The organism is Fertoeibacter niger (assembly GCF_009380135.2).
GTDB lineage: Bacteria > Pseudomonadota > Alphaproteobacteria > Rhodobacterales > Rhodobacteraceae > Fertoeibacter > Fertoeibacter niger.
The window spans coordinates 19,128-41,892 of the sequence record NZ_WHUT02000015.1 but is presented as its reverse complement, the minus strand read 5'-3'; the positions used below and the strand labels follow the sequence as shown (position 1 = coordinate 41,892).

Annotated in this window: 20 protein-coding genes; 14 read left to right on the top strand and 6 right to left on the bottom strand. The window is 68.0% G+C overall.

Features of this window, described 5'->3' with window-relative positions; genetic code table 11:
* Nucleotides 1-85: 85 nt before the first annotated feature.
* Complete coding sequence (locus GEU84_RS18890) at nt 86-1,090, bottom strand: alpha/beta fold hydrolase (RefSeq protein ID WP_152828571.1); 1,005 nt, start codon at nt 1,088-1,090, stop codon at nt 86-88.
* A gap of 46 nt (nt 1,091-1,136) precedes the next feature.
* Nucleotides 1,137-1,631, bottom strand: coding sequence for an SRPBCC domain-containing protein (locus GEU84_RS18885; protein ID WP_152828572.1), 495 nt, complete (start codon nt 1,629-1,631; stop codon nt 1,137-1,139).
* Between the two features lie 301 nt (nt 1,632-1,932).
* Between GEU84_RS18885 and GEU84_RS18880 the strand changes: the two genes are divergently transcribed.
* Nucleotides 1,933-2,223, top strand: coding sequence for a P-loop NTPase family protein (locus tag GEU84_RS18880; protein WP_152828573.1), 291 nt, complete (start codon nt 1,933-1,935; stop codon nt 2,221-2,223).
* A 49-nt stretch (nt 2,224-2,272) separates the two neighbouring features.
* Here GEU84_RS18880 and GEU84_RS18875 read toward each other — a convergent pair whose 3' ends face one another.
* From GEU84_RS18875 to GEU84_RS18860, 4 genes are all read right to left on the bottom strand, one after another.
* Entirely contained in the window at nt 2,273-4,840 is a 2,568-nt protein-coding gene (locus GEU84_RS18875; RefSeq protein WP_152828574.1) for a PAS domain-containing hybrid sensor histidine kinase/response regulator, read from the bottom strand.
* Between the two features lie 38 nt (nt 4,841-4,878).
* Nucleotides 4,879-5,418 (bottom strand): putative pterin-binding protein, encoded by a 540-nt coding sequence (locus tag GEU84_RS18870; RefSeq protein WP_152828575.1) that lies wholly within the window; start codon nt 5,416-5,418, stop codon nt 4,879-4,881.
* Nucleotides 5,419-5,523: 105 nt separating this feature from the next.
* Nucleotides 5,524-6,150, bottom strand: a complete 627-nt coding sequence (locus GEU84_RS18865; RefSeq protein WP_152828576.1) for a response regulator — start codon at nt 6,148-6,150, stop codon at nt 5,524-5,526.
* A gap of 66 nt (nt 6,151-6,216) precedes the next feature.
* Nucleotides 6,217-7,257: a polysaccharide biosynthesis/export family protein gene (locus GEU84_RS18860; RefSeq protein WP_174539997.1), complete on the bottom strand. Its 1,041-nt coding sequence runs from the start codon at nt 7,255-7,257 to the stop codon at nt 6,217-6,219.
* A 170-nt stretch (nt 7,258-7,427) separates the two neighbouring features.
* On the opposite strand from GEU84_RS18860, the gene GEU84_RS18855 reads away from it, so the two are divergent.
* The 13 genes from GEU84_RS18855 to GEU84_RS18800 all read left to right on the top strand — a co-directional run bounded on the left by GEU84_RS18855 (nt 7,428) and on the right by GEU84_RS18800 (nt 22,358).
* Nucleotides 7,428-8,675, top strand: coding sequence for a polysaccharide pyruvyl transferase family protein (locus tag GEU84_RS18855; protein ID WP_152828578.1), 1,248 nt, complete (start codon nt 7,428-7,430; stop codon nt 8,673-8,675).
* A 4-nt stretch (nt 8,676-8,679) separates the two neighbouring features.
* Nucleotides 8,680-9,903 carry an oligosaccharide flippase family protein gene (locus GEU84_RS18850; protein WP_174539996.1) on the top strand — a complete coding sequence of 408 codons (1,224 nt, stop codon included), beginning with the start codon at nt 8,680-8,682 and terminating at the stop codon, nt 9,901-9,903.
* Nucleotides 9,900-11,147, top strand: a complete 1,248-nt coding sequence (locus GEU84_RS18845; RefSeq protein ID WP_152828580.1) for a Coenzyme F420 hydrogenase/dehydrogenase, beta subunit C-terminal domain — start codon at nt 9,900-9,902, stop codon at nt 11,145-11,147. The genes GEU84_RS18850 and GEU84_RS18845 overlap by 4 nt, the downstream gene beginning before the upstream one ends.
* Nucleotides 11,148-11,161: 14 nt before the next feature.
* Entirely contained in the window at nt 11,162-12,115 is a 954-nt protein-coding gene (locus tag GEU84_RS18840) for an acyltransferase family protein (protein WP_152828581.1), read from the top strand.
* Between the two features lies 1 nt (nt 12,116).
* On the top strand, nt 12,117-13,442 hold the full coding sequence (locus GEU84_RS18835) for an O-antigen ligase family protein (protein ID WP_152828582.1): 1,326 nt from the start codon (nt 12,117-12,119) through the stop codon (nt 13,440-13,442).
* 32 nt (nt 13,443-13,474) lie between these two features.
* Nucleotides 13,475-14,383, top strand: coding sequence for a glycosyltransferase family 2 protein (locus tag GEU84_RS18830; protein ID WP_152828583.1), 909 nt, complete (start codon nt 13,475-13,477; stop codon nt 14,381-14,383).
* Nucleotides 14,380-15,606 (top strand): glycosyltransferase, encoded by a 1,227-nt coding sequence (locus tag GEU84_RS18825; protein ID WP_152828584.1) that lies wholly within the window; start codon nt 14,380-14,382, stop codon nt 15,604-15,606. The genes GEU84_RS18830 and GEU84_RS18825 overlap by 4 nt, the downstream gene beginning before the upstream one ends.
* Before the next feature lie 106 nt (nt 15,607-15,712).
* Nucleotides 15,713-16,189, top strand: a complete 477-nt coding sequence (locus GEU84_RS18820; RefSeq protein ID WP_152828585.1) for a glycosyltransferase family 28 protein — start codon at nt 15,713-15,715, stop codon at nt 16,187-16,189.
* Nucleotides 16,190-16,212: 23 nt separating this feature from the next.
* Complete coding sequence (locus GEU84_RS18815) at nt 16,213-16,752, top strand: glycosyltransferase (protein ID WP_152828586.1); 540 nt, start codon at nt 16,213-16,215, stop codon at nt 16,750-16,752.
* A complete protein-coding gene (locus tag GEU84_RS18810; RefSeq protein WP_152828587.1) occupies nt 16,749-17,603 on the top strand; it encodes a glycosyltransferase family 2 protein in 855 nt (284 codons plus the stop codon). Before GEU84_RS18815 ends, GEU84_RS18810 begins: the two co-directional genes overlap by 4 nt.
* Before the next feature lie 4 nt (nt 17,604-17,607).
* On the top strand, nt 17,608-19,653 hold the full coding sequence (locus GEU84_RS21210; RefSeq protein ID WP_241427769.1) for a GumC domain-containing protein: 2,046 nt from the start codon (nt 17,608-17,610) through the stop codon (nt 19,651-19,653).
* A 22-nt stretch (nt 19,654-19,675) separates the two neighbouring features.
* Nucleotides 19,676-20,365 (top strand): sugar transferase, encoded by a 690-nt coding sequence (locus tag GEU84_RS18805; protein ID WP_338144837.1) that lies wholly within the window; start codon nt 19,676-19,678, stop codon nt 20,363-20,365.
* A gap of 91 nt (nt 20,366-20,456) precedes the next feature.
* On the top strand, nt 20,457-22,358 hold the full coding sequence (locus GEU84_RS18800) for a choice-of-anchor L domain-containing protein (protein ID WP_174539995.1): 1,902 nt from the start codon (nt 20,457-20,459) through the stop codon (nt 22,356-22,358).
* Nucleotides 22,359-22,765: the final 407 nt, after the last annotated feature.

Here is a 22,765-nt window from a genome sequence, read left to right as displayed (position 1 = left end):
GCTCAGGGCCGGGCGATTTTCGGGATCACCGTCGCCAAGACTTGCCAGTAGGGGTGCGGTCGCCGACCGGCGACCGCACAGCGCGTTATTGCCGGTCGACCGACTGCAGGAACTCGGTAAGAAAAGTCACGACTTCTTCGGGGGCTTCTTCGGCGATGTAGTGGCCGGCCTCTGGCAGATGCTCCAGACGCGGTTCGGCGAACCGGTCCGTCATGAATTCAACAAGCAGGGCGTTCCCAAGGCCACCAATCCCGAGGGATGGCATGGTGAGCTGGTCCGGGTAGGTCAGCTGATCGTCAAGATCCTGCGCATAGGCCTGATACCATCCGTTGCCGCCGCGGATCCCGTCCACCGTGTTGTAGGCGTTCGCATAAACTGCGCGGTCCCGTTCTGACAGGGCATCCTTCTTGTAAAGCAGCGCGTCCCAGAACCAGTTCTGGAAGATGTGGGCCCGGCCTTCGATCAGCTGTTCGGGCATGCCGAGAACCTGGTTGAAGGCAAACCACCACAGGAAGAAATCTTCCTGAAAGTTGCCCGTCAGGGCGCGCGCCGGCACCAGGCGCATGTCGCGCGTGCTTTGCGGCTGCGCTGACACGTCAAGGAAGCTGACCGACGTCGTCGCGTCCGGATAGTTGGCCGCGAAGGCATAGGCGACCTGCGAGCCGATGTCATGGCCGACGATATGGGCGGATTCGTAGCCCAGGCTGCCGATCAACTCGTGGATGTCGCGGGCCATGTTCTTCTTGTCATAGCCGCCTTCGGGCTTGTCGGTGGCCCCCATCCCGCGGATATCGACCGCGATGACGTGGTGGTTCCCGGCAAGGTCCGGCATGATCTGGTTGAAGGCCCACCATGTCTGCGGCCAGCCTGCCATCAACACGACCGGCGTGCCTTCGCCGCCTTCGACATAGTGCATCCGGATGCCGTTGACCTGGGCGAAGCCGCTTTCGAAGCTGTCCAGTTCGGCAACGAGCGTTTCGTTTGAAACGTCAATCCCTTCATAGGGATTTCCCTTGTCGGTGATCTGGGCATGGGCGGGCGCTACATGCGCCAGCACAGCGCCTGCGAGAAGGAGGCTGTTCTTAGTCATCTGCTTGGTTCCTTGAAGGGGGGGGGTGGAAAGACCGTTGCGAAAATCACCTTGCGGCTTTTGCTTCTGCGGCACGCGCCAGCAGCTCGACCCAGTCCTGGTGGTACTTGTAAAGCGCGCCGGGGCTCTTGCGCCCGATCAGGTCAAGAAAGAACTCGCCCTGCAGCGTCTCTTCGGTCGAAAGGTAGCAGCCTTCGGCCGTCGGTGTGATCACCCAGCCGTGGTATGCGCTGGATCCGGTCGTGTCGCCATCGACCGTGGTTGACCATGACAGCCTGTGAAGCGGGTCGCACTCCGTGACGACACAGCGCATGACATGCCCGACCGTGACCCTTGTATAGCGCGTTCCCTGGGCCAGCTCGGTCTCGCCGCCAAGGATCGTGATCTGGTTCTCGGGCGGGAAATATCCTGACCAGTTCGTTGCATCGACCAGCAGTTTCCACACCACCTCGGGCGGTGCGTTGATGTCGATGTCGTTCAAAGCATAAAGCGACGAAACGCGGGGATCATGGTCTGGCGGAAAGTTAACCTTGCTGGGCATTTGAAAGCACCTTCTGGTCGTGGCACCGTGCCTCGGGACAAGAGACAACGGGCTGTTTCGATTGTGGGTGGATCGAGAGCGCGATGCGCAGGGGGACGGTCGTCCCCGCTCGCCCGGCTTGGAAAAGTGGCGACGCCGCTAGGGCTGGCGCAAACAGCATGCCTTGGGTTGCATCATGGAGTTTACTTCATTTGCATGATCTTGCTCGCCGCATGCTTCAGGCCGCCATTTTTCTGTATCGATCGACACATTAACTACTATGGCGGGCTGCTCGGCGCGTCAAGGAATTACGTAACGATCGATGCAAAAATATGGCGCAAGATGGCTGCTGAAAGGGCAAACGCGGGCGCACGAAACTGGCAGCGGCAAAACCTGTGCCAGAAAACGCAAGGCCCTGCCTGGCCCGGAGGGGTATGGAAAGACCAAGTCTTTACCGCTGATTGCGGGGCTTCTGGTCCCGACCTGCGGCAAGATTGCGGTGGTGGCCGGGCCTGGTGTTCTCGTCCCGCCCGAAAAGCGCCTGTTTGGCATGGTGTTTCAGGATTGCGCCATTGGCCCCGAGTGTCGGGGGACATGTATGGATCTGCCCTGAAGCCTGCGAAAAAGTAGTCCTTCCGCCCCAAGGCGACGGCGCGAACGCGTCAGCCTCTACCTGTGGCTGTGCCATCCGACCCGTTGACCGAGGCCGCGCCAATTTCGGTGTCCAATGCCGCCAAGGTGCCAAGCCAGATAGCTGGGAGCCCGGCGCGGTGGGCCTTCATGGCCGTTGCGTCTCCGACCAGACAGGCGGCTTCCAGACTGGCAAGCTCGCGGCTCAACCGTGATGCGCCGACAACGGCAGCTGCGCCGACACCGGCGTGCGCAACGGCGGCGAGGTCGGCAGGCGATGCGGTTTCACCATCGACATCAATGGTCGCCAGGGTTCTTTCGATGTCGGTCCTGAACTTTTGCAGAATGCGGTGCAATCCGGCCTGGTTGGCGATGCGCCTCAGGTCATCAAGCCTTTCCGCGTCCAGAAACGTCTCCAGAGGGTGATCTGTCGCGGGGCTTGCCCCGGCGGCATGGTCGCGTGTCAAGGCTTCGGTCAGGCTCGCGGTGGACAGCGGCTTGGTCAGCCATCCATCCAGGCCCGCCTCCTCGAGACGGTCTGTCTGGTCGGGGCGGGCATGGGCGGTGACGGCTAGAATGCGGCTGTGCTGCGATGCACCCAACAGCCGGATCGCCGTGGCTGCGGTCCAGCCATCCATCAGCGGCATCGACAGATCCATCAGGATGACATCGAAACGCCGCGCGCGCGCCTTCTCGACCCCGTCGCCGCCATCGACGGCCAGTGTCACGCGGTGGCCCAGGTGGTGCAGCATCTCTTCCAGCACGATGCGGTTGGTTTCGTTGTCCTCGACCACCAGAACGTCCAGTGCCGGGCTGGCCTGGCTCTGGTGAGGAGTGGCATCCGATACCGCCACCACCGTCGGGTCCGCCGCCGACCGCAAGGGCAGCCGCAGCCAGAAGCAACTGCCCTCGCCCTCGGCGCTTTCCACACCGACCTCGCCCCCCATCGCCCGCGCCAGTCTGCGCGAGATCGCAAGGCCCAGCCCGGTGCCGCCGACCGACCGGCCATAGGACGGATCGACCATCACGAAATCCTCGAAGATGCGATCCTGGTCGGGCTCGGCAATGCCAATGCCCGTGTCAGTCACCCGCAATTCCACCTCGACCTGCGAGCCGTTCATCCGCTGCACCTCGGCTTCTACCGTGATGCTGCCGTCTTCGGTGAACTTGATCGCGTTCGAGATGAAATTCTGCAGGATCTGCCCGATGCGGAACGGATCGCCCTGAAGCGGGGGGAAATCGCCCAGCAGCCGCACATCGATGCGGTTGTTCTTCTGCCCAGCCACCGGGCGCAGCGGATCGACAAGGGTGGCGACCAGCGCAGGCATGTCGAACCGGTCATCCAGCAGGCCGGCGTGACCCGCATCGACGCGGCTTATGTCCAGCACGTCGTTCACATGGCGCAGCAGTTGCTTGGCCGAGGTGCGCGCCAGCGTCAGGAAACGTTCCTGCTTGGGCTCCAACGGGGTGCGGCCCAGCACCTCGAGCGCGCCGATCACGCCGTTCAGCGGTGTGCGCATCTCGTGGCTCATCACGGCGATGAAGCTGGTCTTGGTGCGTTCAGCTGCCTGCGCCTCGTCACGCGCGGCCACCAGCGCCGCCTCGGCCCTGCGGGCGTCAGAAATGTCGCGCAGATAGGCGATGAAGATCATGCCCTCGGGGCTGTCGTTGCTGGCGATGGACAGTTCGACCGGAAACTCCTCGCCCGACTTGCGCATGGCTGTGATGCGGATCCGCCCGGCATCGACGACATGGCGCACGCCGGTGGTCTTCATCCTCTCCATGCCGGCATCATGCGCGGCCCGGTGATGCGGCGGGATGATCAGGTTTGCCAACGGCTGGCCGATGGCCTCGGCGCGCGCATAGCCAAAGATGGTTTCGGCGGCGGCGTTGAACTCGATCACCCGGCCGTCCATCCCTGCCACCACCACCGCGTCCAGCGACGTGCCGACCGTCGCGGCAAGGCGTGAGGTGATGCGCTGCACCTCACGCGCGCGCCGTCCGGCCTGCCGGTTCAGCGTCACCACCATGCCCAGCAGCCCCAGCAGCAGCGCGATCAGCGCCACGCTGGCGAGGGCGATCATCTGCACCACGTCCGACAGTTTGGCGCGGCGGGCATCCTGCAGCGCGGCGTTGACGTCGATCACCTGAATGACCGCCGCCCGCAGATCCAGCCGCAAGGCCCCCAGCGCGTCCTCCACCTCAGGCAGGGCAGCGCGCAGGGCGGCCTCGTCTCCGTCGATCAGGGCGGCGGTGTCGTCCAGAAACGCCTGCATCCGCGACTTCAAGGGCGTCACCGTTTCCGACAAGCCCAGCCGCAGGAACATCGTCCCCTTCGTCACCGTGTCCGCGCGGCTGTAGAACAGGTCGAACCGTTTGCGCAGGTCGGCCAGATCGGCCATCGGAACGGCCTGCGCCAGGGTTGCCGCCGCTTCCAGCCGCACCACGTCCAGTTCCAGCTGGGTGACGTTCCAGTGCAGGCTGTCGACGGGCTCTTCCTGCAGCAACCGCAACTCGCCCCGCAGTTGCGCGGCAAGCACCACGATGGCGACAAACGCAAGGACGATCAGCACCACCATGGCGCTGCGCAGCCAGCGCATCCGCGCCGACGTGGCGATCAAGGGGCGAAGGGCGGCGTTCAGTCTGTGATCTCGATCCGGTTCAGCTGCCAGATCGAGCGCGCATAGGTCTGCTCGGTCCGGTAGGCGGCTACGTCATCAAAGGGGTAGATCAGCCAGACCGGGCCCTTGTCGCGTATCGACATCGGTTGGCCGTCTGCCAGATAGGCCAGAAGCGGCCCGTCCGTTGCCGCATCGGCGGCGGGCATCGCGATCTGATAGTCGTTCAGCGCCGTCAGCTTTACCGTGGCACCCGTGGCCCCCGCCGCCGCCAGAAGATCGCGCAACAGCACGCCGGAATAGGTGGCTGTGCCTTCAGTCCAGATCGTTGCCGTGGTGAACGCGTGTTGCGGCAAGGTGGCCAGCAAGTCGGCATCCAGCGCCAGAACACCGTCGCCGTTGGTCGTGCTGATGGCGCCCGACACGGACAGGATCACTTCGCCCTGTGCGGCGGGCAGGGTTTCGGCCGATCCCGCGCCGGTGGTCAAAAGCGCCGCCAGCAGCCCAGCGCCCAGCCCAGCGCCCAGCCATGTCGACCGGATGTGTCGGATCGTATGCATCGTCAGCCCCGTTTCAGCCTGCTTCCAGAGCCCGTGCTATAGCATGCCCGACTGGCCGCGTCGCCAAAGCAAAGGGGCACTGACCTACCCCTTCGGATAGGACGATCAGAACAGGCCCGCCTCCTTGGCGATCATCGCGGCATGGGTGCGGTTGCGGGCCTCGATCTTGCGATACAGCGTCTTGACGTGCAGTTTCACCGTCACCTCCTGCAGATCCAGTTCGCGGGCGATCTCCTTGTTGGCCAAACCCTGGCACAAAAGGCGCAGCACCTCGGTCTCGCGCGGGGTCAGCTGAGCGCCCGCCAGCGACGCCGAGGCCGCATCGCGATCGGTCATCATCGACATGGGCGCATAGACCTCGCCCGCCGCCATGAAACGCAGCGCGGCGATCAGCGTCCGGGTCGACATCGTCTTGGGCAGGAAACCCGCCGCTCCCTCGGCCAGCGCCTGTTCGGCGACCGACCGCGGCGCGGTGCCCGACAGGATGGCCACCGGCACACCCGGACAGGCCGTCCGCATCGCGGCCAGCCCGGCCAACCCGTTCATGCCAGGCATCATGTAATCCAGCAGGATCAGGTCATGTGGCGCCCCGGCCCCCGCCGCCACGCGCACCGCCGTCAGCGCCTGCGGGAAATCGGCGGCCACATCCACCGCGATGCCCGGTTCCAGCCGCAGAAAGGCGGCAATCGTGTCACGCACCAATTCCTGATCGTCGGCCAGCAAGATTTTCATCGGTCCCTCACTCGTATTCACGTCAGTCCGGGCCGCACGGGGCAGCCTTGGCCCCGCTTGCAGCATCTATTCGTTGTTCAGGCTTTCGATCAGCGTGATGGGCGTCAATACCCCGCCCAGCAGTTGCAGGCTGGGCAAAATCTCGCCGATCGCCACGTTCCAGTCGCCGAGCGCCGAGCGCGGCACGAACACCACGTCTCCCGGCTCCAGCGGGAAGTCCAAGCCCTTGCCCGTCAGCATCCGCGTTGCATCGACGATGATCAGCTCGCCCTGTGTGGGCGATGCGGTGCGGATGATGCGCACATCGGACAACAGCGCCTGGCCCGCCACCGGCCCCCCGGCCACCGCCAGAACCTGCAACAGCGTCCGCCCCTCGGCCCCGAAGGCCACCGCCTGCGGCCGCACCACGGCCCCAAGGGCATAGACCGACATGTCCTCTTTCCGGGGGGCGAACAGCACGTCGCGCGGCTTCATCCAGACATTCTGTTCAAAAGCACCGTTGCGCAGCAGCGCGTTCAGATCGACCGTGCAGATGCGGTCATCGCGCAAAAGCCGCGCGCCCGGCAGATAGGCCTCTTGCCCAAGGCCGCCCGCCAGCGCCACCGCCTCCAGCACGTTCGTCGCACCTTTCATGTAGCGCACACCGGGCTCGCGGAATTCACCCAGGAAATACAATGGCGCGCTTTCTGCGCCGATCAGTTCCACCGTCACCCAGGGGTCGATGAAATGCGGCGCATAGGCTTCCTTCAGCCCGGCCTGAATGTCGCGCGTGGTCTTGCCACCGACGCTGACCAGTTCGACGATGGGCAGTTGCACGAAGCCCGCGTCGTCAACCCGCGCGGTGATGTCTGACAGACCCTCCTCGCCAAAGATGTTAAACTTCAGGTTGTCACCCGGCCCCACGCGATAGCCGACCGTGGGCGTGAACCCCGCGCCCCCCTTGTCGCCGCCTTTCACCCCCGCCGCCAGCCGCGCCTTGCCGCAGGCCGGCCCACCCGCCCGCGCCACGCCGGGCGCCGTGACGGCCATCCGCTCCACCACGCCATCAAACCGCAGCGAACTGCCCTGCGGCATGGGCGTGCAGGCAGCCAGCAGAACCAGTGCCATCGCGCGCCCTATCCAAAGTGATAGCCCCGCTCTCCAAACGTTCATTCTGCCGATCCTGAATTGCCAAAGCGCTACCTTTGGCCCCGAAGCCTATCCCGCCTTGCAGCAGACAAGGTCGATGTGGGCGGGATATTTCCGGTCCCGTCAATAGCTTTTCAAGGGCAGTGCCAATGATCACCTTGCTGAATGCCGCGCCCGACACGGGCAACCAGGGGGTGAGTGCCCTGTGCCTGTCCGCGCTTGCAGGTCTTGCCGCCCGAGACACCGGGCCGTTGGCCGTGGCCGACCATGGCCGCGGCGTGCGGATGGACGACATGGGCTTTGCCCGCGTCAGCCGCCTTGGCCTCACGCACAACCGCCGCTTCTGGCGGGGCGAAAGCCTGGCCACGGTGCGGGCCTTGGCCCGTATCGGCGGCGGGCCCAGCGCGTCGGCCCGGATGATCGCGGGGTCGCGCGCCATTCTGGACGTGTCCGGGGGTGACAGCTTTACCGACCTTTACGGCCCGCGCCGGTTTCGCGCGATGGTGCTGACCAAGCGGCTGGCGCTGGACAACGGGTTGCCGCTGATCCTGCTGCCGCAGACGCTGGGGCCGTTCCGCGATCCGGCCAACCGTGCCGAGGCGGTGGCCATCCTTGCAGCGGCCCGCGCCGTCTGGGTGCGCGATGCCGCCAGCTTCGATTTTCTGCGCGATGCGCTCGGCCGCCGGTTCGATGCCGACCGGCACCGGCTGGGCCTTGACATGGCGGTGGCGCTGCCGTGCCGCGAACCGGCCGACCTGTCGCCCCGGCTGCGGGTGTGGACATCTTGTGCCCGCGGGTTCCCGGTGGCGGGGCTGAACGTGTCGGGCCTGCTGGCGCAGGACGCGGCCGGGGCGCAGACAGCCTTTGGTCTGGCCGACCGCCACGACCACCAGATCGAGGCCGCGGCACGGGCGGCACTGGACCACCACCCCCGCCTGCGCCTGCTGCTGGTGCCCCATGTCCACCGCGATCTGGGCGACCGCGAAAGCGATCTTGCGGCCTCGCTGGCGCTGAAGGCACGGCTGGACGGCGACTATCCCGACCGGGTCGAGGTTCTGCCGGGCCGTCTTGACGCGATGGAACTGAAATGGGTGTTGTCGCGGCTGTCGTGGTTCGCGGGTGCCCGGATGCATGCCACCATCGGCGCGTTTTCATCGGGCACGCCCACGCTGGGCCTTGGTTATTCCGACAAGGCGGCGGGTGTGTTCGCACAATGCGGGATCGGCGACCATGTGGCCGACCTACGCCGTCTGGACGCGCAGGAACTGGCGCAGGCCGTGCGCGCCTCGCTGACCATGCGCGAGGCGACGCGGCGCGATCTGGCCGAACGGCTGCCCGGCCTGATGGACCGTGCCGAGGCGCAGATGGATGCCATCGTCTGCCAGATCGGGGCCTGATCCGATGCGCTTGCCCCCCCGCCTGATCGGCTGGTCGGTGCCGCTTCTGTCCGAGGCGGCAGCCCTGGCGCGGTCAGCGATCCTGGCGCGCATGATCGGGGGCGAGGAGCTGGGACGCGCGATGATGCTGATGCTGGTGCTGCGGCTGGCCGAAATGGTCAGTGACGTCGGCATCGAACGATTTCTTATCCGGCAGCCGGGGGATGTGACGCCCCGGCTGCTGGCCGCCCTGCACGGGGCTGCTCTGCTGCGCGGGCTGGGGATGGCCGCGTTGCTGGTGGCCCTGGCCTTGCCGATGGCGGCCAGTCTGCAAGGCGGGGCGAGTGCGGCGACCTATGCCGCATTGGCCCTTGCACCGCTCATGCGGGGCTGGCTGCACCTGGGGTATCGACTGGCCGAGCGCGACATGCGGCTGGGGCCGATGGCGGTGGTCGAGGGGGGGGCGCTGCTGGCGATGCTGGCCGCTGTGGTCCCTGCGGTAGCGGTCTGGGATGACCACCGCGCGATGCTGGCAGTGCTGCTGGCACAGGCCGGGGCGCAGGTGGCGCTGTCGCACCGGGTGGGGCGCGCGCGCTTTCGGCTTGCCTTTGATCGGGCCGTGCTGGCGCAGGTGCTGGGCTTTGGTGCGCCTCTGGTGCTGAATGCCGGGCTGATGTTCCTGACCTTTCAGGCCGACCGGCTGATCGTGGCGGGCTGGTATGGCTGGGCGGCGGTGGCGGTTTACGGGGTTGCGCTGCAACTGGCGATGCTGCCCGCGCAGATTGCCGGGCGCGCGGCAGGGTCGCTGCTGGCGCCGCGCCTGCGGGATGTGTCGGGGGCGGCGCTGGTTGCGCTGTCGCGCCGGGCGATGCTGGGGCATCTGGCGCTGGGCGCAGGCTTTGCCGCAGGCTTCACGCTAGTTGCCCCGTTCGGCATCGCGCTGGTCTACGGGCCTGCGTTCCGGCCCGACCTTGGGCTGACGCTGGCCCTGGGCCTTGCTGCCGGGGCGCGCATCCTGCGCACGCCGCTGTCACAACTGGCCGTCGTGCTGGGCCGCACGGGCGACCCGGCCCGCGCCAACCTTTGGCGCGCCGCAGCATTGGCCCCTGCGCTGGTTGCCGCCTCGCTTGGCCTGCCGCTGACCGCCATCGCCGCCGCCGCCGCACTGGGCGAGGCCGCCGCCACCTGCCGCGCCCTGCATCTGGCGCGCGGCATCCTGTTCCCCTTGCATTCGAAAGCCTGCCCATGACCCGCCCCGATCCCATAACCCGCGCCGTCGCGCGCAACCTGTGCACCGGCTGCGGTGCCTGCGCCGGGGCCTTTCCCGCCGCCATCCGCATGGTGGATGACCCCGTGAACGGCCGCCGCCCGGTAGTGTCCGCCACCCCGCAGGGCCGCGCCGCCGCCGCGCAGGCATCCGCCCTGTGCGCCGGAACCGGCACCGATTTCCGCACCTTGCCCGCACATGACGGCTTTGGCCCCGTGCTGGCCGCATGGGAAGGCCACGCCACCGACCCCGAGATCCGCCATCGCGGATCGTCGGGGGGCGCGGTCACGGCGTTGGCGCTGTTCGCGCTGCAATCGGGGCTGGCGGGCGGCGTGGCCCATATCGCCGCCCGCCGCGATGACCCCCGCCTGAACGAAGCCGTCATCAGCCATGACCGCGCGGGGCTGCTGAGGGGCGCGGGGTCGCGCTATGCGCAGGCCAGCCCGGCCGAGGCTTTGGGCGCGATTGCCGCCGGAACGATCCCCGTTGCCTTCATCGGAAAACCCTGCGACGTGGCCTCGGTCGCCCGCGCCAAGGCCGACCCGGCGCTGGCCGCCAAACTGCCGCTGACCATCGCCATCTTCTGCGCCGGTGCGCCCAATCTGGTGGCGACCGACCGCCTGCTTGACCGTCTGGCCGTGCCAAAGGATGCCACGCTGACCGACCTGCGCTATCGCGGCAACGGCTGGCCGGGGCTGATGCAGGCGCGCTACCGCGATGCGGACGGGGCAGAGCGGCAGTCCGAAGGCATCCCCTATGCCGCAGGCTGGGGCGGCATCCTGCAGGCCGAGCGGCGCTGGCGCTGCCGCATCTGCACCGACCACACCGGGGCGCTGGCCGACATCTCGGTCGGCGACCCCTGGCACAACCCGCCCGAGGGCGATCAGGTGCCGGGCCGGTCGCTGATCATCGCGCGCACCCCGGCAGGGCTGGCGCTGGTCAGGGCGGCGCTGGCGGCGGGGGTGCTGGTGGCGCAGGCGCAGCCGGTTGATGTGATCACCCGGGCGCAACCCAATCTGGTGGCGGCGCAGGGGGCGGTCTGGGGCCGCAGGCTGGCGATGCGCGCCTTTGGCCTGCCCGTGCCCGCCGACCGGGGCCTGCCGCTGTTCGCCGCGTGGCGCGCGCTGCCCTGGCGGGCGCGGCTGTCGTCTGTCGCAGGCACGGCGCGGCGCATCCTGCGGCTGCGGCTGTGGCGGCCCGTCACCATCCGGGGCCTGCGCGGATGACACTTGCCCAATCCATGGCCACCGGCCGCGACAACAACCTGCACGCACTGCGGCTGCTGTTGGCGGCTGCGGTGATCGTCAGCCACGCCTGGCCGCTGGCCCATGGCGCAGGCACGGCCGAGCCGCTGAGGGCGCTGACCGGCCATTCGCTGGGCGGCTGGGCGGTGGCGGGGTTCTTTTTCCTGTCGGGTCTCTTGATCGCGGGCAGCGCAGGGCGTCACACAATCCGCCAGTTCTGGATGGCCCGGGCGCGGCGCATCCTGCCGGGACTGGGGTTTGCGTTGCTGGTAACGCTGCTGCTGGCCGCCCTGTCGGGTGCGGCGCTGACGCCGGGGCTGGCCGTGGTCTATGCCCTGCGCGGCATCACCCTTTTCTCGCTGGAACATCACCTGCCCGGCGCTTTTGCCGCGGCTCCCATGCCCGGGGTAGCAAACGGCCCGCTGTGGAGCCTGTCGCACGAGGTGACGGCCTATGCCCTTTGCCAAGCCGCCGTGCGGCTGGGCCTGCTGCGGCACCGGGCGGGGCAGGCCGCATTGCTGGCCGTGGCGCTGCTGCTGTGGGCGGCACCCGACCTGCCCGGCCGTGCCGCCACCTTTGCGCCGCTGTTTCTGGCCTTTGCGCTTGGAATGCTGGCCCATGCGCTGCGCGACCGCCTGCCCCTGTCGCCCCGCCTGACGCTGGTGCTGGCGGCACTGGCCCCGCTGGGCTGGCCGCTTGCCGTGGCGGCGCTTGGGCATCTTCTGCTGGTTCTGGCGTATCGGCTGCCCGCGCGTCCGCTGCGGCAGGATCTGTCTTATGGCCTGTATCTGCTGGGCTGGCCTGTGGCGCAGGCCCTGATGCACAACCTGCCGGGGCTGACCCCGCCCGTGCTGGCTGCCCTGACACTGGCCGCGACTTTGCCCTTGGCCGCGCTCAGCTGGCATCTGGTGGAACACCCGCTGGTCCGCCGCCGCCGCGTGCAGGCCTGACATGGCCGCCCCCCGCTTCCGCCGCAAGGGCACCATCTTTGGCGTGCCCATCGTCGTCGCCCTGTTCTTTCTGGGCATGATGATGCCGACCTCGGTCGGAATCAGCCTGGGAGGGCTGCGGCTGTCGGTCTACCGCGTGGTCCTTCTGGTGATGTTCGTGCCGATGCTGGTGATGCTGTTCTCGGGCCGGCGCGGCAAGCCGCACCTGTTCGACGCGCTGGCATTGGGACACGCAGGCCTTGCGCTGGTCGCGCTGATCAACTGGGGCGGGCTGCTGCAGGGCCTCGAATCCGGCGGCATCTATATTGTCGAATTTGCCGGATCCTACCTGCTGGGCCGCCTGTATATCCGCAGCTATCAGGATTTCCGCGCGCTGGCGCAGGCCTATGTGATGATCGTGGTGGGCATGCTGGCCTTCACCATCCCCGAGGCGTTGACCTCGGTCCACGTCCTGCATGACGGCATCGCGGGCGCGACCGGCGGCGCCCCCGCCCCCTTCATCGAACAGCGCATGGGGCTGGAGCGGACCTTCGGCCCCTTCGACCACCCGATCCTTTATGGCGTGTTCTCGGCGGCGGCATTTTCGCTGGCCTATTTCGTGCTGGCCGAAAAGCGGCTGACGAACTGGGGCGGCATGGCCAAGGTGATCGGCGTGGCCACGGCCACCTTCCTGTCGGCCTCGGGCGGGCCCTATGTCGTGCTGATGATGCAGATGTTCGTGGCGGCGTGGGAGCGGGCCTTTGGCCGCATCGCCGGCCGCTGGCGCATGCTGTTTGCGCTGTTCGGGGTGGTTTACCTGTTTATCGACCTGTTTTCCAACCGCACGCCGTTCCATGTGTTCGTGACCTATTTCACCTTTTCCACCGTCTCGGCCTATAACCGGATCCTTCTGTTCGAATTCGGCACAGCCGAGGTGGCGCGGCATCCGCTGCTGGGGATCGGGCTGGGCGACTGGGTGCGCCCGGTCTGGATGTCGGACAGCATGGACAACTTCTGGCTGTTGATCGCCATGCGCTATGGCCTGCCGGCCTGGGCGCTCTTGGTGGGGCTGATGCTGGGGTTGATCTGGGCCGTGGGCCGCCGCAAGGGCCTGCCGCCCGAATGGAAACGTGCCCGCCATGCCTGGGCCTTTACCCTGTTCGGTATCACGGTTGCCGCCGCCACGGTGCATCTGTGGAACGCGCTGTTCGTGCTGTTCCTGTTTCTGATCGGGTCGGGCGCCTGGCTTTACGATGCCAAGCTCGAACCATCCAAACGGATAGGGGGGCCTGCCCCCTTGCCCGGCCCGGCCCCCCGCCTGCGCCCGCCGCCGCAGCGGCTGTTCTGATAGCCGGTAGGCCTGCCGCAAAGGAGTCCGCAATGGATTTGTCTATCGTCATCGTAAGCTGGAACACCCGCGACCTGTTGCGCGATTGCCTGACCTCGGTTTTCCGGGGGCTCGGGCCGCTGGCTGCCGAGGTCTGGGTGGTGGACAACGGATCAACCGACGGCTCGCCCGCAATGCTGGCGGCCGATTTCCCGCAGGTGCGGCTGATCGCCAACGCCGACAACCGGGGCTTTGCAGCGGCGAACAATCAGGCGCTTTCGCGGGCGGCAGGGCGGTATCTGCTGCTGCTGAACACCGATACGTTGGTGCATGGCGCTGTGTTGCCCGACGCGGTGGCATGGCTGGACGCGCATCCCGGCGTGGGCGTGATGGGGCCGCGCATCCTGAACGCCGACGGCACCCTGCAGGGATCGGCCAGCGCATTCCCCACGCTGGCCCGGCTGGCCCGCCAGACCCTTGGCCTGCACAAGCGCGAGGCGCCGAACCTTGGCCGCACCGGCGCGCATGAGGCCGAGGTGATCTCGGGCTGTGCGATGGTCGTGCGGGCGGCAGCGATGGCGCAGGTGGGCCTGCTGGACGAGGCGTTCTTTTTCTACGGCGAGGAAACCGACTGGTGCCGCCGCTTTGCCCGCGCGGGCTGGGGCGTGATGTTCGCGCCGGTGGGCGAGATCACGCATTTCGGGGGCGGGTCGGTGCGCTGCCTGAACCACCGCCGCGACCTGATGCTGACCGAAGGCACGGTGCGGCTGCATGCCAAGCATTCCGGCCTGACGGGCGCACTGGCCTGTTACGCGCTGCTGGCCGTGTTCAACGCCAGCCGCGCTGTTGGCTGGGCCGGGCTGGCGCTGTTGCGCCGCAACGGGGCCCGTGCCCGTGCCCGGCATTTCGCGGGCGTGGTGGCGGGATACGGGCGCGCCTGGCCGCGGGGGGCACAATCATGAACATTCTGCTGATCGCGCCGAACGTCGACGGCACTGATGTGGGCGAGGCCTTTGTCGCCTTCAAATGGGCGCAGGCGCTGGCCCCGCTGGTGCGGCTGACCGTGCTGTCCTTTCAACGCCCCGGCCGCGCGCCATTGGCCGCGCAACTGCCCGGCGTGCGGGTGGTCACATGGCCGGAACCAGCCTGGGCGCGGCGGCAAGAGCGGCTGAACGCCATGCTGAAACCCGCCTGGCCGGTGTTCGCGGCCCATGTGCGGCAATGGCTGGCGCAGGCCCTGATGCGGGGCGAGCGGTTTGACGTGGCGCATCAGCTGATGCCGCAGGCGGCGCGCTATGCCTCGCCCTTGCGGCACTTCGACATTCCCTATGTCATCGGCCCCCTTGGCGGCGCGCTGGACACGCCCGTCGCCTTTCGCGCCGAGGCGGGGTCGGCCCCCCTGTTCACCCGGCTGCGGATGCTGGACGCGTTCCGGTTCCGCCACGACCCGTGGTTGCGGGCCAGTTATCAGGGCGCGGCCTGTGTGCTGGGCGTGGCCCCCTATGTGGCCGAAGTGCTGGCGGATATTCCCCTGCGCCGGTTCGAGCCGATGCTGGAGCTGGGCATCGACGACGTGGCCCCGCATCGCGCGCCGATCCCGGGCCGCCTGCGCCTGTTGCATGTGGGGCGCGGGGTGCGCACCAAAGGGTTGCGCGATGCGGTGCGCGCCATGCGGCATCTGGCCGACCTGCCGCATGTCACCCTGACCAGCGCCGGCGCGGGCGAGGAGATTGCCCTGTGCCGCGCCGAGGCGCAGGCCCTGGGCGTGGCCGATCGCGTGACCTTCCTGGGCCGACAGCCGCGCGCCAAGATCGAGGAGCTTTACGCCACCCACGATGCGTTTGTGTTTCCGTCGTTCCGCGAACCGGCGGGCGGGGTGCTGTATGAGGCGATGCGCCACGGCCTGCCAGTGATCACCGCCGCGCGCGGCGGCCCGGATTTCATCGTGGACGACACCTGCGGCCTGCGCCTGCCCGTCACCACGCCCGCCGGCTATGCCGTCGCCATCGCCGGTGCTGTCCGCCACCTGCATGACAACCAAGCGACGCTTGCCAGCCTGGGAACCGGTGCGCGCGCCAAGGTGCTGGCAGAGGGGCTGTGGCCCGCCAAGGCCCACCGTCTGGCGGACCTGTACCGCGACGTGAAAACCCCTTCCATCCGGCGTGCCGCCTATCCGCAAGGATAGGCCAGCAACCCCACCGCGCCGCAGAATTGCCGTTTGGGCCCAAGCGCTTAGGCCATCAGAATGCTACACCCTCCGCTAACAGGACACACCGCACCCGGAGACGCCAATGCCGACCTTCCCTTCCCGCCCGCACCGCCGTCGCCGCGTGCTTGCCGTCGCCTCGGGCGGTGGGCACTGGGTGCAGCTGATGCGCCTTCGCCCGGCCTTTGACGGGGCCGAGGTGCATTACGCAACCGTCGATCCCGCCAGCCGCGACATGGTGGCCCCGGCCCCGGTCCACATCTATCCCGATGCCAACAAGGATACCCGGCTGCGCCTGATCCTGGCCACGCTGCGCCTGACGGTGATCGTGCTGCGCGTGCGCCCGGATGTGGTGATCTCGACCGGGGCGGCGGGGGGCTATCTGGCCATCCGCATCGCCCGGCTGATCGGTGCGCGCACCGTGTTCATCGATTCCATCGCCAACACCCGGCAGTTGTCGGTGTCGGCCCGTCTGGCGCAGCGCGCGGCCGATCTGGTGCTGAGCCAGTGGCCCGCCGTCGCGGCCCGCACCGGCGCGCAGTATCGCGGCGCCGTTCTCTGACCCCGAACCCGAAAGACACCGCCATGATCTTTGCAACCGTGGGCACGCAACTGCCCTTTGACCGTCTCTTGCTGGCGGTGGACACCTGGGCCTCGATGCACCGCGACGTGCCGGTGGTGGCCCAGACCGGCCGCACCGCCACCACCTACAGCCACCTGACCTGCCTGCCCCAGATGGACCAGCGCCGCTATGCCGACTGCGTGGCACAGGCGCGGGTGATCGTGGCCCATGCCGGCATGGGCAGCATCCTGACGGCGATCGAGGCGGGCAAGCCGGTGATCCTGATGCCGCGCCGCGCCGATCTGGGCGAACACCGCAATGACCATCAGCGCGACACGGCGGCCGAAATGGCGGTGCTGTCGAACGTGACCGTGGTCGAGGACAGTGCCACGCTTTGCACGGCGATCAGCGCGGCCCTGACCCGGGCGAACGACCCCGCGCTGGCCGCCCGCAGCAACGTGGCCTCGGCCCGGTTGCTGGATGCGGTGCGCGATTTCATCTGGTCTGAAGACACCCGCTCTGCCCGCAGTGGTTTCGGGCTGCGCCCGGTCTTGCGCGCATGACCCCGCTGGCCACAGTCCTGATCCCGGCCTGGAACGAGGGCACGGTGATCGGGCGCACCCTGACCGGCCTGCAGGCGGGGCTGGCGCGCGGACGGCTGCGCATCGTCGTCATCGCCAACGCCTGCACCGACGACACCGCCGCCGCCGCCCGCCGTGCCGCACCCGATGCCGTGGTGCTGGAAACCCCGGTCGCGGGCAAGTGCCATGCGATGAACCTGGGACTGTCGCATGCCGTGCCGGGGCGGCCGGTGGTGTGTCTGGATGCCGATCTGGAGGTGACGGCAGCCGGGGTTCTGGCGCTTGTCTCGGCGCTGGCGGATGGCCCTGCGCTGGCCGCCTGCGGGCGGATGAATGTGGATGCGTCTGCCGCCTCGGCCCCCGTGCGGGCCTGGGTGCGGGGCTGGCGGATGAACCCCTATTTCGCCCGGGGCAAGTTCGGCGGCCTGTTCGCGCTGTCGCCTGCGGGCGTTGACCGGGTGTTTCCCCTGCCCGCGCTGACGGCGGATGACGAGTTCATCCGCCGCGCCTTTGCCCCTTCCGAGGTGGCCTTTGTGCCCGCCTGCGGCTTTGTCGCCCATGCCCCGCGCAGCCTGCGCGCGCTGGTGCAGACCCGCCGCCGGTCGCTGCGCGGGGCACGGGCCGTCACCGCCTTGGGCCGGGCCGCCCCGGCGGGCGAACGCCCCCGCGCCATGCTGCGCGCCGCCCTGTTCCGCCCCGCACGCTGGCCCGATGTGGTGGTCTTCGCGGGTGTGATGATCTGGGTTCGCCTGCTGCTGGCCACCGAACGCAACGCCGCCCCTCGGTGGGAGCGCGACCTGACCAACCGCATTCCTGCCCCGTCCGAAAGCTGAACCGATGACCGCGCATTCCGACATCGACATTTCCACCGCCGAGGCGCTGCCCATGGCCGAGCCGCCCGCCATGCCCGAGCAAAATCCGCTTGCGGGCCTGACGCGCGCGATGCGCGGGCGCTGGCTGGCGGCGGGGTTGGCAGGCGCGCTGCTTGGCCCGGCCTTGGCCACCGGCGGCTGGCTGTCGGGGGTGCGGCTTTATGAAAGCGGGGCGATCCTGCGGGTGTTTCCGCAGGAATCGAACATCCTCTACCGCACGGGCGACGATTCCGTGCTGAAAACCTTCGACAGCTTCGTGAAGGCCGAGACGACCTCGGTCGCCTCGAACCCGGTGATGGACCGCGCGCGCAGCGCACTGGCCCGTGACTGGCCCACGCTGGCCGCCGACATGACGACGCGCGACCTGGCCGGTTCGATCGAGGTCAAGCGCAACGACAGCCTGATCACCCTGAACACCATGTCCCGCGACACGGGCTTCGCCGCGGCCAAGGTGAACGCCGTGGTTGCCGCCTATCTGGACTTGCAGGCCGAGGCGGAATCCGCCCGCAGCGACGTGCGCCTGGCCGAACTGCAATCGCGTGAGGCCGATCTACTGGCGCGGCAGGCCGACATCCGCCGCCGCACGTTGCAGGTGGGGGGCGAATACGGCATCGACGCGCTGGCCAAGGCGCATGTCGAGAAGATTGCCCAGATCGACGCGCTGGCCGCCCGCCGCGCCGAGGTGGAGGCCACGCTGGCCGCGATGCGCACTGCCAGTGGCGAATCCTCGGCCGACATGTCGGATGACGAGATCATGCGCGCCACGCTGCTGGACCGCGCGCTGGCCGACCTGAACTTTGACCGCGCCAAGCGCGAGGCCGAGCTTTCGACGTTTTTGCAGCGCTATCCGGAAGACAGCCGTCAGGTGCGCGACCTTCGCGAACAGATCGCCGTGGTCGACCGCGCCATGGCCGAGCGGCGCGAGCAGATCAAGGTGCTGGGCCAGACCGGCGCGCTGACCGACACGTCGGGCGCAGATCCTGAGGCCAGCACGGCCGAGATCGCGGCCCTGCTGGAAAAGGTGACGGCCCAGCTTGCCGCCGCCCGCACCGAGGCGCGCGAGCTGAACAGCAAGCGGGCCGAACTGGCGGCCCTGAAGGAAGAGGCCGACGATGTGCGCAAGCTGCTGGAGGAAACCAGCAGCGCTCTGGAGGTGATCCGGCTGGAAGCCGGGCGCGCGCTGCCCGGCTATACCGCGATCCTGTCGCCCGCCACCGAACCCGCCGAACCGGCCGAGGACAGCAGCAAGATGCTGGCGGCAGCGGGCCTCGCCGGGGGCGGCGTGTTGCCCTTTGCGCTGGCGCTGGTGCTTGGGCTGGCGTCGGGGCGGGTGCGCCATTCCGACGCGCTGGGGCGCTTTGGCCATCTGGTGCCGGTGCTGCGCGTGGTGCCCCGCCGCCGCCCGGCCGCATCTGAACCCGACCGGTTGCGCAACGCGCTGCAACTGCACCCGCTGCGCCATCCCCATCCACCCGGGCGAACCCGCATCGTCACCTTTGCCCGGCTCGACCGGGGCGCCCCCGCCGACGATGCCCTTGCCCTGGCCCGCAGTTTCGCGCAGGCCGGAACCCGCGTCTTGCTGATCGACGCCGACCTTTGCGCGCAAGGCATCAGCCGCACACTTGGCCTGTCAGAGGCGCCGGGCTGGCGCGAGGCCCTGCTGGGCCAGGCGCCCGCACCCACCGTGCTGGCCGATGGCCTGCATGTCCTGCCCGCCGGTCTTGACCCGCGCACGACCGACAGCACCGCAGGCATCATCGCGATCCGGCGCGCGCTGGCCAACCTGGCGACCGGCCGCGACCTGATCCTGATCTGCGCCCAAAGCCCATCCGCCAGCCTGATGACCGAGCTTCTGTTGTCGGCCAGTGACATCGGCCTGGCCGATGTGCGCCCTGAGGACGGCAAGGCGACCGTCGCCGCCCATATCCTGCGCCTCGACAATCTGCCCCGGCAGGGAGGTGCCCTTGTCTTTACCCGCGCCCATGCCGGCGACCCCGGCCTGCCCGCCTGACCCCTTGCAACCCCAAACCCTGATGAGACGCCCGATGTTTGCCCTTGCCCGTTCGCCCGCCTTTCCGGCATCGCCCGCCCGCTCTGCCCTCCATCTGCTGCCAGCGCCCCAGCCGTTGCCGCGCTGGAAACGCCCGCTTGACGTGACGCTGGTCGCATTGGGCCTGCTGGCGATCTGGCCCTTGATGCTGGCCATTGCCGTGGCGGTGCGGCTGTCCGGGCCGGGGCCGGTGTTCTTTGTGCAAAGCCGCATCGGGCGCGGCGGCGTGCCGTTCGGGATGATCAAGTTCCGGTCCATGCATGCCGATGCCGAGGCCCGCCGTGCCGCCCTTCTGGCGCAATCCGACCGCGAGGGCCTTTGCTTCAAATCCCGCACCGACCCGCGCGTCACGCCCGTCGGCCGCGTGTTGCGCCGCCTGTCGCTGGACGAACTGCCCCAGATTTTCAACGTGCTGCGGGGCGAGATGTCTTTGGTCGGCCCCCGCCCCGCCCTGCCCGAAGAAGTGCGCGCCTATCCGCCCCACGCGCTGGAGCGGCTGGCCGTCCTGCCCGGCATCACCGGCCTGTGGCAGGTGTCGGGCCGTGCCGAGGTGGGCTTTGACGACATGGTGCGCATGGACGTGGCCTACGTCCGCGACGGCCGCCTTTCGAACGACCTGTCCATCCTCGCCCGCACCGCCCAGGCCGTGCTGTCGGGGCGTGGCGCCTACTGAAATCCCCCCCCCTCAACCTTTCTGAAAGTCTGCTCCAATGTCCGTATCCGCTTCTCTTCTTCCTGTTACCACCGGTGTCAGCGCCCTGACGATGGCCGAAACAATGTTCGGTGACGGGGTCACCGTGATCTCGGCGCTCTATCAAGGCGACGCCCGATCGGCCGGCATCTATGCACAAGGGTCTACCGTGTCGCCGGGGGCTGTTCCCTCTGCGCAGGGTGTGATCCTGTCGACCGGCCTTGCCACCCGGTTCACCAATGCCGCGGGGCAGGCCAATGCCTCGCCGTCCACCTCGGAACAGGTGGCGGGGGTGAACGGCGACCCGGGCATGAACGCCATCGCCGGCGTGCCCACCTATGACGGGGCCTTCCTGAACGCCAGTTTCGTGCCTGTTGGCGACACGCTGACGATGCAGCTGGTCTTCGCGTCCGAAGAATATCCGGAATGGGTGAATTCGGGCTTTAACGACGCCGTGGGCATCTGGGTGAACGGCACCAAGATTGCGCTGGCACTTGGGGATGGCGACATCTCGATCGACAACATCAACACCGATCAGAACCCCAACCTGTACCGCGACAACGGTGCAGGTGCCTACAACACCGAGATGGACGGGTTGACCGTGGTGCTGACGCTGAAGGCCCCGGTTCTGCCCGGGCAGGTCAACTCCATCCGCATCGGTATCGCCGACGCCGGGGACCGGGTGTATGACAGCGCATTGCTGATCGTGGCCGACAGCATCCAGACTGCGCTGATTGCCATTGACGATACCATTGCGGTCACGTCGAAGGGCGAGGTGACGGCGCACCTTCTGGCCAACGATACCACCACCGGGCGCACAGGCGTGCATGTCACCCACCTGAACGACCAGCCTGTGACAGTGGGCCAGACGGTCACGCTTGGCACCGGCGACCGGCTGCGCCTGAACGCCGATGACAGCGTGACCGTCTGGGCCGTGACGGATGGCGCGCCAGTCACCTTTACCTATGCCATCGCGGATGTGACCGGCACGGCCGACACCGGCTTTGTCACCCTGGCCCCCTCGCCCGTGGATGGAACCGAGGGAGATGACCAGATGCATGTGGGTTACACCGACGCACAGGGCAACATGATCGACGGCAGCGATGGATTGGCCGAGGTGATCATGGGCTATGGCGGCAACGACAAGATCACGGCGGGCTTGGGCGACGATGACATCTATGGCGGCGCGGGCAATGATTTCATCCGTGCCGGGGACGGGGCCGACCTTCTTGTGGGTGGCGATGGCAACGATGTTCTGGACGGGCAGGCGGGGGCCGACACCATGTTTGGTGGCGCGGGCGACGATGTCTACTACATCGACGATGCGGACGACGTGATCTCGGAAGCTGGCGGGTCGGGGCATGACAAGGTGATTTCGACGCTGTCACACACCCTTGCCACAGGGTTTGAGGAGCTTTGGCTGGCCGAAGGCTCGGCTGCGGCAACCGGCACGGGGAACGCCGCCGCCAACAAGATGGTGGGCAACGCCAACGCCAACATGTTGTCGGGCCTTGACGGTGCTGATCAGTTGTTCGGCGAGGCGGGCGACGACATTCTTTACGGCGGCGCTGGCAATGACAACCTTTTCGCAGGCACGGGGCGCGATGCGCTTTATGGCGGCGATGGCAACGACAAGCTGTTCGGCGGGTCGGGGGGCGACAGCCTGTTCGGCGGGGCCGGGGCCGATACGCTGGCCGCCGGGCAGGACGGTGACGTGCTGAACGGCGGGGCGGGCAACGACCTGCTCTCGGGCGGGGCGGGGGCCGATCTGTTCGTGTTCGAGGCCGGCTTTGGCCGCGATTCCATCAAGGGCTTCACCCTCGGCATGGATCACCTCGATTTCGGCGACCTGTCAGGCGCAATGCTGCGGACCATCGGCACGACCGCGTTGATCAGTTTTGCCACCGGCGACAGCGTAACCCTTTCGGGCCTGCCCGACATGACCGCGATGTCGCTGGACCTGTTCCTCGTCTGACCTGAAGCACCGCGGCAACCGTGCGGCTGGCACGGTTGCCGCCCTGCCATCTGCATGTGTCGCGTCCCCCTTCGATCCGGGACGCGGCACGTCGCGGTGCAATTCTTTCCGTTGAATGCGCGACGATGGCAGTTGTGGTTGTCGTCCATCCCGAGGCGGCCGTGGGTCGCCCGTTCTGGGGATGCATTCGCGATGGCGATGGGTGTGCGGTCGATGCCCATCCCCATGCCGATCCCCGGTCCGTGGGATGTCAGACTGATGCTGCTGGTCAGCGTTTTCTGACAGGTCACGCCGACGGGCACAATTTTGGCACTAGGGCATGGTCAGCCGCGATGGTGGCAGACCATGCCCGCGCGCCACACCCTGTTGAAAGGGCCGGGGACGGACCCGGTTCTGTCTGACGGCGG

Excerpts from the sequence above, each read along its gene's own strand:
- GEU84_RS18890 (WP_152828571.1), bottom strand. The coding sequence starts at position 1,090 with ATGACTAAGAACAGCCTCCTTCTCGCAGGCGCTGTGCTGGCGCATGTA.
- GEU84_RS18885 (WP_152828572.1), bottom strand. The coding sequence starts at position 1,631 with ATGCCCAGCAAGGTTAACTTTCCGCCAGACCATGATCCCCGCGTTTCG.
- GEU84_RS18880 (WP_152828573.1), top strand. The coding sequence starts at position 1,933 with ATGCAAAAATATGGCGCAAGATGGCTGCTGAAAGGGCAAACGCGGGCG.
- GEU84_RS18875 (WP_152828574.1), bottom strand. The coding sequence starts at position 4,840 with ATGCGCTGGCTGCGCAGCGCCATGGTGGTGCTGATCGTCCTTGCGTTT.
- GEU84_RS18870 (WP_152828575.1), bottom strand. The coding sequence starts at position 5,418 with ATGCATACGATCCGACACATCCGGTCGACATGGCTGGGCGCTGGGCTG.
- GEU84_RS18865 (WP_152828576.1), bottom strand. The coding sequence starts at position 6,150 with ATGAAAATCTTGCTGGCCGACGATCAGGAATTGGTGCGTGACACGATT.
- GEU84_RS18860 (WP_174539997.1), bottom strand. The coding sequence starts at position 7,257 with ATGGCACTGGTTCTGCTGGCTGCCTGCACGCCCATGCCGCAGGGCAGT.
- GEU84_RS18855 (WP_152828578.1), top strand. The coding sequence starts at position 7,428 with ATGATCACCTTGCTGAATGCCGCGCCCGACACGGGCAACCAGGGGGTG.
- GEU84_RS18850 (WP_174539996.1), top strand. The coding sequence starts at position 8,680 with ATGCGCTTGCCCCCCCGCCTGATCGGCTGGTCGGTGCCGCTTCTGTCC.
- GEU84_RS18845 (WP_152828580.1), top strand. The coding sequence starts at position 9,900 with ATGACCCGCCCCGATCCCATAACCCGCGCCGTCGCGCGCAACCTGTGC.
- GEU84_RS18840 (WP_152828581.1), top strand. The coding sequence starts at position 11,162 with ATGGCCACCGGCCGCGACAACAACCTGCACGCACTGCGGCTGCTGTTG.
- GEU84_RS18835 (WP_152828582.1), top strand. The coding sequence starts at position 12,117 with ATGGCCGCCCCCCGCTTCCGCCGCAAGGGCACCATCTTTGGCGTGCCC.
- GEU84_RS18830 (WP_152828583.1), top strand. The coding sequence starts at position 13,475 with ATGGATTTGTCTATCGTCATCGTAAGCTGGAACACCCGCGACCTGTTG.
- GEU84_RS18825 (WP_152828584.1), top strand. The coding sequence starts at position 14,380 with ATGAACATTCTGCTGATCGCGCCGAACGTCGACGGCACTGATGTGGGC.
- GEU84_RS18820 (WP_152828585.1), top strand. The coding sequence starts at position 15,713 with ATGCCGACCTTCCCTTCCCGCCCGCACCGCCGTCGCCGCGTGCTTGCC.
- GEU84_RS18815 (WP_152828586.1), top strand. The coding sequence starts at position 16,213 with ATGATCTTTGCAACCGTGGGCACGCAACTGCCCTTTGACCGTCTCTTG.
- GEU84_RS18810 (WP_152828587.1), top strand. The coding sequence starts at position 16,749 with ATGACCCCGCTGGCCACAGTCCTGATCCCGGCCTGGAACGAGGGCACG.
- GEU84_RS21210 (WP_241427769.1), top strand. The coding sequence starts at position 17,608 with ATGACCGCGCATTCCGACATCGACATTTCCACCGCCGAGGCGCTGCCC.
- GEU84_RS18805 (WP_338144837.1), top strand. The coding sequence starts at position 19,676 with ATGAGACGCCCGATGTTTGCCCTTGCCCGTTCGCCCGCCTTTCCGGCA.
- GEU84_RS18800 (WP_174539995.1), top strand. The coding sequence starts at position 20,457 with ATGGCCGAAACAATGTTCGGTGACGGGGTCACCGTGATCTCGGCGCTC.